This window comes from Bacillota bacterium (assembly GCA_013178045.1).
In the GTDB taxonomy this organism is placed as follows: Bacteria; Bacillota; Ch66; order Ch66; family Ch66; genus Ch66.
This window is the reverse complement of sequence record JABLXP010000043.1, coordinates 1-8,805: the sequence shown is the minus strand read 5'-3', so window position 1 is coordinate 8,805 and position 8,805 is coordinate 1. Positions and strand designations below refer to the sequence as shown.

The window sequence follows — 8,805 nt, the reverse complement described above, 5'->3', positions numbered from 1 at the left end:
GACCTGCTGAGCTGGTTACAGAAGATCTGCCAATAGCCTCTTATTTATGTCAAGTAAATAGGGCATAAATAGGCTCATTGCTTGTTTGTGCCCATCAACTTGACATAAGCAATTACTTTGCATAATTGCCATTATGTAAAGCTTTACATAACGGGAAATCTCAATTGGCGATCGGAACATGATTGCCAACATAAACTTTATTAACCTTCAAGAGACAAGTTGTGGTGCGGTGATTATATTTAAAGATATTTCTGAATTAGAGACTTTGAAAAAGGAATTGAAAAAAGTCAAAGAACTCAGTGAACAACTCGATTCCATCATGGAATCATCGTTTGATGGGATCGCCATCTCGGATGGAAACGGACGATTTATTCGTCTAAGCAAGAGTTATCTACGAATTGGTGGTCTAAACCCGGACCAGATTCTGGGAAAAACAGCTGAAGAATTAGTTAACACGGGTGTATTGGACCGGTCGCCAACTTTGATCGCATTAAGGGAAAAGCGGCCAGTGTCTATGATTCAACATAATTGTGCCGGCAAGCAGATCTTTTCCACCAGTAACCCGGTTTTCGATGAGCATGGGAATATTGTTCAAATAGTTACCAATATGCGTGATATGACCGAGCTGCTTTATTTGCGCGAGGAAATCAAGCGGGTTAATGAGTTAAATGAGCAGTACCAGAGAGAATTGGAGGAATGGCGGGCCAAGTCCCTGGCGAGCAGTCAGATCATAACCCAGAATGTGCAGATGAGAAAACTGATCACTTTAGCCAGCCGCGTGGCTAAAGTAGACTCGACGGTGTTAATTACTGGCGAATCCGGTGTTGGCAAAGAAGTGATGGCTAAATACATTCACAGCACCAGTTCTCGACGAGAGGCTCCCTTGATCACAGTAAACTGCGGAGCGATTCCGGAGAATTTATTAGAATCAGAATTATTCGGTTATGAGAAAGGGGCCTTCACCGGGGCCAATAAAGAGGGCCGGCCAGGGATGTTTGAACTTGCCCACCGGGGGACTTTGCTGCTAGATGAGATTAGCGAGATGCCACTTAATCTCCAGGTCAAGCTGCTCAGGGTAATTCAAGAGCAGCAGTTTTTCCGGGTTGGTGGGACAAAACCAATTAGTACAGATGTGCGAATTATCGCCGTGACCAACCGCAATCTGGCCGATCTGGTCAAGGAAAGAAGATTCCGCGAGGATCTCTATTATCGGTTAAATGTTGTTCCCATCGAGATCCCACCCTTGCGGGAACGGCGGGAAGATATTGTTCCTTTAATTACTCATTTCCTAGCCAAATATAACAAAAAGTATAACCTTAACGTGCGGCTTTCTAATGAAATCTACCAGTATTTAGAAAGGCACAATTGGCCTGGTAATGTTCGAGAGTTACAAAACGTAATTGAACGCTTGGTTGTAACCTGCGACGGGAATGTGGTTTCGATCGCTAACTTACCTTCGAATATCTTAGGCCAAGATAAAGAGAACGATAGTCCTGTCCTTGTTCGAGCGGTTATCCCGATGCGTCAGGCCGAAGAAATGATGGAAAGAGCTCTGATAAATCTGGCCTTAGCAGCGGGTAGAACAACCAGGGGAGCCGCGGAACTTTTACAGGTAGCTCACTCGACGGTGGTCAGAAAAGCGGCCCGGTATGGATTAAATCATGGTGCCGATATGCACCAAGCTGGTCTAGTGATTAACCAGGATTAGCAATTTCTTAATGAAAAGCTGGTTTTAATAACCAGTTTTTTTATATGTCTATAAGTTTTAAATTTTTTAAGATATTGGCTACAATTGGACGAGCTAGCTGATGAGAAAAAATTTGCCTGCATGGGCTTGGCACGATATTTGCTACTATATAAAAGGACAGAACAAAAAAGGACAGAACAGGGATTAGTTTTGGGCGGTGACCAATCTCCAAAAATAATACGCCAAATTAATGTGGGGGGGAAGCAAGATGAGTAAAACTGCGCTGGAAGTTGCCCAGGAACAATTAGCTATGGCAGCCAAGTACATGAATCTGGAACCACAGATCTATGAAATGCTGAAAGAGCCAATGCGCATGGTGACTGTCCGGATTCCGGTGAGAATGGATGATGGCTCTGTCCAGGTGTTTACCGGTTTTCGGGCTCAACACAACACCGCGCTAGGCCCAACCCGCGGAGGGACGAGGTTCCACCCGGAGGAAACTGCTGATGATGTTAAAGCCCTGTCTTTGTGGATGACGATGAAGAACGCCCTCAACGAGATCCCGAACGGGGGTGGCAAGGGTGGTATTATCGTTGATCCCGATAAACTATCCAAAGGAGAACTAGAGAGGCTGTGCCGGGGATATGTTCGGGCGATTGGTCCGATCATCGGGGCGTGGAAGGACTTCCCGGGGGCAGATATTGGTACCTCGGCACAGACGCAGAGCTGGATGCTAGACGAATGGGAAGCCATGAATATGCACCACGAGCCGGGGGGAATAAGTGGTAAATTAATGGTCCTGGGCGGCTCAGAGGGCCGGCCGGAAGCGACCAGTATGGGTTGCTTGTTTGCTACCCGGGAGGTAGCCAGAGTTCTGGGCTTGGAAATGAACAAACTGACGGCGGTTGTCCAGGGGTTTGGCAAGGTGGGCTGGCACCTGGCTAAACTGTACCAGCGTGACGGGGTCAAAGTCCTGGCGGTGAGTGATGTTAATGGAGGTATTTATAATCCCGAAGGCTTGGATATTATTGATGTTCACGATTATGCAGAACGTACCGGAACCGTGGTTGGTTATCCGAAAGCCCAGGCGATCGACAATGCCAGCTTGCTGGAGCTTGAGTGTGGCATTCTGGCCCCGTGTGCTGTGCAAAACGTGATTACTGAAGAAAACGCGCCCCGGATCAAGGCTAAAATGATTATTGAAGGAGCCAATGGGCCGACTACTCCTGAAGCCGAAGAAATCCTCATTAAAAACGGCGTATTTATCGCGCCGGATATTTGGGCCAATTCGGGAGGGACGCAGGTTGCCCACTTTGAACGGATCCAGAACCTCCATGATAATCGTTGGACCGAGGAGGAGGTTAATGCTAAGCTGGAGCGGATCATTGGGAAAGTGTTTAAAGAGATTTATAAACTCCATAAGGAACAAAATATATCTATGCGGTTGGCTTGCTGGGTCCGGGCGATTACTAAAGTGACCGAGGCAATGAAAGCCAGAGGTTGGGTCTAGGCCTGCCCACAATTGACTTTTGTTAACAAGACAGTTACAGGTATTAAAGGTTAAACCATACTGTTTTTTACGATGGTTGTCGGGCTATCTCGGCCTGACATTCATCGTTTTATTTTAAGAACTGGTAAAAGGAGGAGAAATGTTTGGCTGAACTGACTAAGAGAAGGATTGATATCCGGATCGACCAGAAACTCTGCAAACAGTGTGGGATCTGTGCAGAGTTCTGCCCGGTTCAGGCACTGGAACTGAGTGAATTGGGCGAGCCAGAGTACCGTTATCCTGAACGCTGTGTCGGCTGCCAAATGTGTTATTTCCGCTGCCCGGATTTTGCTTTGCGGGTATATGATTTGGGGGGTGAAGCCAATGGAGCGTAGAAAGGGTGTCAAGTTTCTTCAGGGTAATGAAGCCTGTGCCGAGGGTGCTTTTGCGGCTGGGGCCCGTTTCTATGCCGGGTATCCCATTACCCCTTCTTCGGAAATTGCCGAAATGGCGGCCTACCACCTGCCCAAGCTGGGTGGGACTTTCTTGCAAATGGAAGACGAGATTTCGAGTATCGCTGCAGTGATCGGCGCTTCGTTAGCCGGGGTGAAATCGTTTACAGCTACCAGTGGTCCCGGCTTCTCCTTAATGCAGGAAAACTTGGGAGTGGCAATCCTGTCTGAAGTTCCGTGTGTGATCATCCACGTGATGCGATCAGGACCCAGCACCGGCTTGGCGACCCGCCCGGCCCAGGCGGACATCATGCAGGCGCGCTGGGGAACCCATGGTGACCACGCCATCATTGCTCTGGCGGCGGCCTCTGTTCAGGAATGCTTTGAATTGACGGTCACGGCCTTTAATTTTGCTGAGCGGTTTCGAACCCCGGTGATTCTGTTATCTGACGAAATTGTCGGGCACATGCGGGAAAGCGTTGTTTTGCCGGACCCGGCAGAACTGAAAATCATCAATCGTAAGTCGCCGACTGGGGACCCGGCCCAGTACCGACCGTTTGCCCCGGATGACGACCTGATTCCCCCGATGTCGGCTTTTGGTAGCGAGTATATCGGGCATGCCAACAGCTCAATGCGCGATGAAACCGGCTTTCCCAACAATACCCCGGCTAATGCTGAGCGGGTCATCCGTCGTCTCTATGACAAGATTTACCGCCACCGTCATGAGATTATCTTAACGCGGGAGTTCTACCTGGATGATGCAGAGATTGGCCTGGTGGCCTTCGGGGCGACATCGAGGGCGGCCAGAGAAGCTGTCATGCGGGCCAGACGGGAAGGAATCAAGGCCGGTTTGCTGCAACTCAAGACTATCTGGCCGTTCCCTGACGAGGCGGTCAGCCACCTGTTAACCCAAGCCCGGACAGTTATCGTACCCGAGATGAACCTGGGACAGTTGGTCTTGGAGGTCCAAAGGGTGAATAAGCTGGACCGGCCCGTGCATAGTCTGACCCGGGTTGATGGTCAACTACTTAACGCCAACCAAATCCTGGCCAAGATACGGGAGGTGAAATAATGCTCGTCGACGAGGCGATCTATCGCTATCTACGGGAAGATAAATTACCTTTAATGTGGTGCCCAGGCTGCGGCAATGGTATTATTCTGAAAACAATTGTCCGCGCGATGGCCGAGCTTGCACTTGACCCGACCAAAACCGTAGTCGTCACCGGGATTGGCTGCTGGGGCAAAGCTGATGATTATCTGGGGGTTCACACCCTTCACTGCACCCATGGACGAGCCTTGGCCTATGCTACCGGCATCAAGGCGGCTCGCCCGGAACTGAAAGTCATCGTGCTGATGGGGGACGGGGACGCGGCTACCATCGGCGGTAATCATCTCATCCATGCCGCCCGGCGCAACATCGATTTGACCGCCATTGTTTCTAACAACTACAATTATGGCATGACCGGCGGCCAGTACTCCGGCACTACCCCGCTGGGCAGTATTACCACCACTTCCCAGTATGGCACAGTAGAAGAGGGTTTTGACCTTTGCAATCTGGTGATTGGTGCGGGTGGGAGCTATGTTGCCCGTGGTACAGTGTTCCATGTCAAAGAACTGAAACGAATCCTGGTGGAAGCGATTCGCAAGAAAGGCTTCTCCTTTGTCGATGTCATCAACAACTGCCCGACCCACTTTGGCCGTAACAATAAAATGGGTGGTCCGAAGGAAATGATGCACCGGCTGAAAGAAATAGCCGTGAGTCGGCAGACCTGGGAACGTCTTTCCGCGGCGGAGAAAAAAGGAAAACTTGTCATCGGTGAGTTGTTGGATATCAACCAACCGGAGTTTACGGATCGCTACGCTGCGCTTCGCCAGCGGGCGCAAGGCAATGGAGGAGGAGTTGGCACATTCCTGAGGTAGAACAAATAGCGGTGAAAGCGAGGGATAAGCTTGAAGAATAAATGGGAAATCCTGCTGGGCGGGTCCGGTGGTCAGGGAATCATTGTCGCGGGTATGCTGCTGGGCGAGAGTGCGGCTGTCTACGATGGGCGCCACACCTTGCAAACGCAAGCGTATGGGATCGCGGCCAGGGGTGGTTATTGTAAAGCAGAAGTAATCATCAGCAACGAAGAGATCGCCAATCCAACCATTGGCGTGCCGGATATCGCCCTAGCCCTGACCAGGGAAGCGTATGACCTGTGCCAGAATGTCTCGCCGGAAACGTTGTTAATATTTGACACCGCTGAGGTGACCGGCGGTTTGACTCCAGCCCGAGAGATAGGAGTGCCGCTCACGGAAATGGCACGGGAGCTCGGTGGAGTCAAGGCGACGAACATTGTCGCGCTAGGGGTAATTGTTGGTTTGACCGGGCTGGTTTCGCCGGCGGCTGTGCAGGAGTTGATTCGTGAGCGCTATCCTAAGGATGACCTTAACTACCGGGCCTTTACCGCCGGAGTGGAATACGCGGAGAAGAACCTGAAGGGAGGGAATAACCTTGCCCAGGCTTGAACGGATCATAGAACGCTATAAAACAATACCGGGTGGGCTCTTGCCAGCACTGCAAGCGATTCAAAGCGAATACGGGTATGTGCCCCGGGAAAGTATCGCCCGAGTAGCGGCTGGGTTTGGCCTCTCGCCCAGTAAGGTTTTCGGGGTGGCTACTTTTTACTCCATGCTGTCCGTTGTTCCCCGTGGTAAAACTGTCATCAGATTGTGTGCCAGTGCGGCCTGTCAGCTGGCCGGGGGAAGAGAACTCCTGGCGGCTTTTGAAAAAGAGCTGGGGATAAAACTGGGGGAAACAACGCCAGACGGAAAAATCTCCCTCGAGACAACCGAGTGTGTTGGCGCCTGCAACCTGACCCCGGTAATAATGATTAATGAACAACCATACGGTAACATTACGCCTGAACAGGTGCCTGAGTTGCTCCAACGTTTCCGGCCTAAAGAATTTTCACCAGAGACTGAGTTTATTCCGTATGGGAGGGAGGTCTAGGCTGATGCACGAATTACGGATCGTCTTAGCTAATTATGGGCGGATTGACCCGGAGAATATTCAAGACTATCAGGCTGCCGGTGGTTACACGGCGTTGACGAAAGCACTCAAAATGTCACCAGCCCAGGTAATTGAGGAAATAAAAGTTTCTGGCCTTCGCGGTCGGGGCGGCGCGGGTTTTCCAGCGGGTTTGAAGTGGGAGGCTGTCCAACGAGCCGAAGGTTCGGTTAAGTACGTGATTTGCAACGCGGATGAAGGTGAACCTGGGACCTATAAAGACCGCTTGATCATGGAAGGCGACCCGCATCGGTTGCTGGAAGCCATGGTCATCGCTGGGTATGCTGTTGGAGCCAGTCAGGGGTACATTTACTGTCGAGGTGAATACGCCTTGGCGGCTGACCGACTGATCAGAGCCATTGGCGATGCCACGACGGCTGGCTTCTTAGGCCAGAACGTCTTGGGCACGAATTTTTCGTTTACGGTTGAAGTCCGGTTGGGGGCCGGTAGCTATGTTTGCGGCGAGGAGACTGCTCTGCTGGAATCCCTGGAAGGAAAACGCGGCGAACCCCGATTAAAACCGCCTTATCCAGACAGCGTTGGGCTCTGGGGCAAACCGACCCTGGTGAACAACGTGGAAACTCTGGCCAACATGCCGGCGATTATCAACCGCGGCGGACAGTGGTTCCGCACCATTGGCGCGCCGAATAACCCTGGCACCAAGGTGGTCACCTTGTCCGGCGATGTGAAAAACCGGACGTTTGGCGAAGTACCGACTTCAACCACCCTGCGCCAGGTAATCTTCGAAATTGGTGGGGGCGTTAATGCTGATCGGACTCTAAAAGCGGTTCAGGTTGGCGGAGCCAGCGGGGCCTGGTTATCACCGGCCGAACTGGACGTAGAGCTTGACTATGACGCGCTGGCCAAAGTCGGTGCCAGCCTGGGCAGCGGCGCTATCTTTGTCCTGGACGAAACCCGCGATATAACTGAAGCAGTCAAGTGTATCGCCAGGTTCTTCGCGCGTGAATCCTGTGGCAAGTGCGTGCCCTGTCGGGAAGGAACATTCAGGGCTTATGAAATTATGCAGCGGATCGTGGCCGGGAAAGGCAATCCCGGTGATCTGGGCGAACTGCGCCTACTGGGACAGCTACTGCCGCAAACCGCTTTCTGCGGGCTTGGCCAAACAGCGCTAACGCCGATAATTAGCAGTTTGAACCGTTACCCAGCTGATTATGAAACCAAACTCCGGTATTAGGGGGTGAAAGGGATGGCCAAGATTATTAAGTTGACTATTGATGGAAGAGAGACCCAGGCTGTCGAGGGGACGACCATCTTAGAAGCTGCTGCGCAGCTGGGTATCGATATCCCGACTCTGTGCCATGAACCCGGTTTACGTCCGGCCGGCGTGTGTCGGGTCTGTGTGGTGGAGGTAGAGGGCCGTTCCCGCTTACAACCGGCGTGTGTAACGCCGGTAGCGGAGGGCATGGACGTCAAAACCGAGTCTGCCGCGGTTATTGCCGCGCGGCGGGCGGTGTTGGCCTTAATCATGGCCAACCATGACATGGAATGTTTGACCTGTCCGAAGACGCGGCAGTGTGCCCTGCAAACGTACTTTTACCGTTATGGGCTGGCTGAGAGCAATTTTGCCGGTGAGCGCCGGGAATATCCAGTGGAGATCCTGAATCCTTGGCTGAAAATCGACCGCAATAAGTGTATTCTTTGCACGCGGTGTGTGCGCCAGTGCGAGCATCAACCAGCAGAGGACGTGCTGGCGGTCATCGGCCGCGGGATCTGTGCGCAAATTGGGGTTTTTGAGCCGGAGGGAGCCGGGCTAGCTTGCGCTACCTGTGGTGAGTGTGTGCGGGTTTGTCCGACTGGAGCACTGGTGAAATTACCCTCATCATAGTGAAAGAGTAATTTGTGTCTTGGCTAAGCTGATTTGAATAGACACCCGGGGCTTGGGGGTTATCGCCAGGCCCTTTCTTTTTGGAAAGATAAAAAGGATATTGACCGTTCATGGAGAACAAATACTCATATTTATTTTTTTATTTTTAATATTAATGAGCCTTTTGCAAAATTAGCTTTTTTGTTAAAGGTAAAACATTGTTAGTCGTTTAGATGTACTCTTTTTTCGCTAGATTAAGGTCAAAAACCAAACCACAATGTAATTTAACATTTTATTCCAGGC

Annotated in this window: 9 protein-coding genes; all 9 read left to right on the top strand. The window is 51.3% G+C overall.

Annotated features, from left to right (window positions below):
• Positions 1-178: 178 nt before the first annotated feature.
• The 9 genes from HPY81_11335 (at position 179) to HPY81_11295 (ending at position 8,523) form a co-directional block, all read left to right on the top strand.
• Complete coding sequence (locus tag HPY81_11335; GenBank protein NPV27995.1) at positions 179-1,708, top strand: sigma 54-interacting transcriptional regulator; 1,530 nt, start codon at positions 179-181, stop codon at positions 1,706-1,708.
• A 247-nt stretch (positions 1,709-1,955) separates the two neighbouring features.
• Complete coding sequence (locus HPY81_11330; GenBank protein ID NPV27994.1) at positions 1,956-3,197, top strand: Glu/Leu/Phe/Val dehydrogenase; 1,242 nt, start codon at positions 1,956-1,958, stop codon at positions 3,195-3,197.
• Positions 3,198-3,364: 167 nt separating this feature from the next.
• Entirely contained in the window at positions 3,365-3,571 is a 207-nt protein-coding gene (locus HPY81_11325; protein NPV27993.1) for a 4Fe-4S binding protein, read from the top strand.
• Positions 3,561-4,700 carry a 2-oxoacid:acceptor oxidoreductase subunit alpha gene (locus HPY81_11320; protein NPV27992.1) on the top strand — a complete coding sequence of 380 codons (1,140 nt, stop codon included), beginning with the start codon at positions 3,561-3,563 and terminating at the stop codon, positions 4,698-4,700. The genes HPY81_11325 and HPY81_11320 overlap by 11 nt, the downstream gene beginning before the upstream one ends.
• Complete coding sequence (locus HPY81_11315) at positions 4,700-5,548, top strand: 2-oxoacid:ferredoxin oxidoreductase subunit beta (GenBank protein ID NPV27991.1); 849 nt, start codon at positions 4,700-4,702, stop codon at positions 5,546-5,548. The genes HPY81_11320 and HPY81_11315 overlap by 1 nt, the downstream gene beginning before the upstream one ends.
• Positions 5,549-5,578: 30 nt before the next feature.
• Positions 5,579-6,136: a hypothetical protein gene (locus HPY81_11310; protein ID NPV27990.1), complete on the top strand. Its 558-nt coding sequence runs from the start codon at positions 5,579-5,581 to the stop codon at positions 6,134-6,136.
• Positions 6,123-6,620: an NADH-quinone oxidoreductase subunit NuoE gene (gene nuoE, locus HPY81_11305; GenBank protein ID NPV27989.1), complete on the top strand. Its 498-nt coding sequence runs from the start codon at positions 6,123-6,125 to the stop codon at positions 6,618-6,620. Before HPY81_11310 ends, nuoE begins: the two co-directional genes overlap by 14 nt.
• Before the next feature lies 1 nt (position 6,621).
• A complete protein-coding gene (gene nuoF / locus HPY81_11300; GenBank protein ID NPV27988.1) occupies positions 6,622-7,872 on the top strand; it encodes an NADH-quinone oxidoreductase subunit NuoF in 1,251 nt (416 codons plus the stop codon).
• Between the two features lie 12 nt (positions 7,873-7,884).
• Entirely contained in the window at positions 7,885-8,523 is a 639-nt protein-coding gene (locus tag HPY81_11295; protein ID NPV27987.1) for a 2Fe-2S iron-sulfur cluster binding domain-containing protein, read from the top strand.
• The last annotated feature ends 282 nt before the right edge of the window (positions 8,524-8,805 follow it).

Excerpts from the sequence above, each read along its gene's own strand:
- HPY81_11335 (NPV27995.1), top strand. The coding sequence starts at position 179 with ATGATTGCCAACATAAACTTTATTAACCTTCAAGAGACAAGTTGTGGT.
- HPY81_11330 (NPV27994.1), top strand. The coding sequence starts at position 1,956 with ATGAGTAAAACTGCGCTGGAAGTTGCCCAGGAACAATTAGCTATGGCA.
- HPY81_11320 (NPV27992.1), top strand. The coding sequence starts at position 3,561 with ATGGAGCGTAGAAAGGGTGTCAAGTTTCTTCAGGGTAATGAAGCCTGT.
- HPY81_11315 (NPV27991.1), top strand. The coding sequence starts at position 4,700 with ATGCTCGTCGACGAGGCGATCTATCGCTATCTACGGGAAGATAAATTA.
- HPY81_11295 (NPV27987.1), top strand. The coding sequence starts at position 7,885 with ATGGCCAAGATTATTAAGTTGACTATTGATGGAAGAGAGACCCAGGCT.